This window comes from Gordonia liuliyuniae (assembly GCF_021739025.1).
Classification (GTDB): Bacteria; Actinomycetota; Actinomycetes; order Mycobacteriales; family Mycobacteriaceae; genus Gordonia; species Gordonia liuliyuniae.
Genome location: NZ_JAKKOT010000013.1, coordinates 1 through 1,354 on the forward strand (window position 1 = coordinate 1; position 1,354 = coordinate 1,354).

A 1,354-nucleotide genomic window follows, 5' to 3' on the forward strand; every position below is an offset into this window, starting at 1 on the left:
GACTGTCAGCCTGTTTCTACCCGGTCCCGCGAGGATGGGGTAGTCCCGGCCGGAGCGTTCTGACCCATCTCTACGATTGGCCCGCAGGGTGCCTTGGCGTTGATCTGTCGACCCTCCGGCTGGGCACGCAGTAACCGCTGCCGCCGGATCGGGCGTGACCTGATAGGAGCCTGGAGCAGTCTCGACAACGCGTCCCCATGACAGTCCTGTCCACCCGCCGGCGACAGCGTGATGACCACGCTAACCGGTGAAGGAGACAGTACACATGACCGAACTCGAGCCCGCCCGTTCCGGGCACGTCGTGATCGGCGTCGACACGCACAAACATATCCACGTCGCTGCGGTGATGGACTCGATCGGAGGGATCCTCGCGACGCTGACGATCACGACCGACACGGCAGGGTTCCGGCAGCTTCTGGAATGGGCGAGCGGATTCGGGAAGATCATCGCGTTCGGGATCGAGGGAACCGGGTCCTACGGGGCCGGCCTCACCTCGTTCATCCGCCGCCACGGGCACAAAGTCGTCGAGGTCTCACGCCCCGATCGGCGGTTGCGCAGGCTGAACGGGAAATCCGACACCCTCGACGCGGAGAACGCCGCCCGGGCCGTGCTTGCTGGGTTCGCGACTGCGGTCCCGAAGAGCGCCGATGGGGTCGTGGAGATGATCCGGCAGCTGAAGGTCGCGCACGATACCGCGGTGAAAGACCGCACCGGAGCGATGATCACCCTCAAAGCGATGCTCGTCCACGCCACCGAAGACCTCCGACGCGAGACCGCCAAGAAGACCCAGAAGATGATCGCCAGACACTGCGCCGCACTCCGACCGCGCGGGCTGGTGACGCCGGACGACGCGAACCGTCACGCGCTAAGGTCGATCGCGAGACGCTGGATCGCGCTCAACGACGAGATCAAAGAGCTCGAAGCACAGATCGAGCAACTCGTCCTCCAACGCGCCCCGCACCTGCTCGACGAGTTCGGCATCGGCGTCGACACCGCCGCGGAGATTCTCATCGTCGCCGGCGACAACCCCGAACGCATCAAGTCCGAGGCGGCGTTCGCGAAACTCGCCGGCATCAGCCCCGTCCCAACCGGTTCAGGGATGACGAGCGGGAAGCACCGGATCAACCACGGCGGGCATCGACAACTGAACGCGGCGATCTACCGGACCGTGATCGTCCGGATGCGATTCCACGAGCCCACGATCGCCTACGTCGCGCGTCGCACCGCCGAGGGCAAGAGTAAACGCGACATCATCCGCTGCCTGAAACGCTACGTGATCCGCGAGGTCTACCACCTCGTCAAGACCGACCCGCGAACAGGCGAAGTCATGAGTTGACAACTATAGGAGCATCAA

Annotated in this window: 1 protein-coding gene; it reads left to right on the top strand. The window is 64.5% G+C overall.

The window, feature by feature from the left end; translation table 11 throughout:
- Positions 1-265: 265 nt before the first annotated feature.
- Positions 266-1,336, top strand: a complete 1,071-nt coding sequence (locus L5G28_RS19225) for an IS110 family RNA-guided transposase (RefSeq protein ID WP_237002927.1) — start codon at positions 266-268, stop codon at positions 1,334-1,336.
- Positions 1,337-1,354 lie beyond the last annotated feature (18 nt).

Excerpts from the sequence above, each read along its gene's own strand:
- L5G28_RS19225 (WP_237002927.1), top strand. The coding sequence starts at position 266 with ATGACCGAACTCGAGCCCGCCCGTTCCGGGCACGTCGTGATCGGCGTC.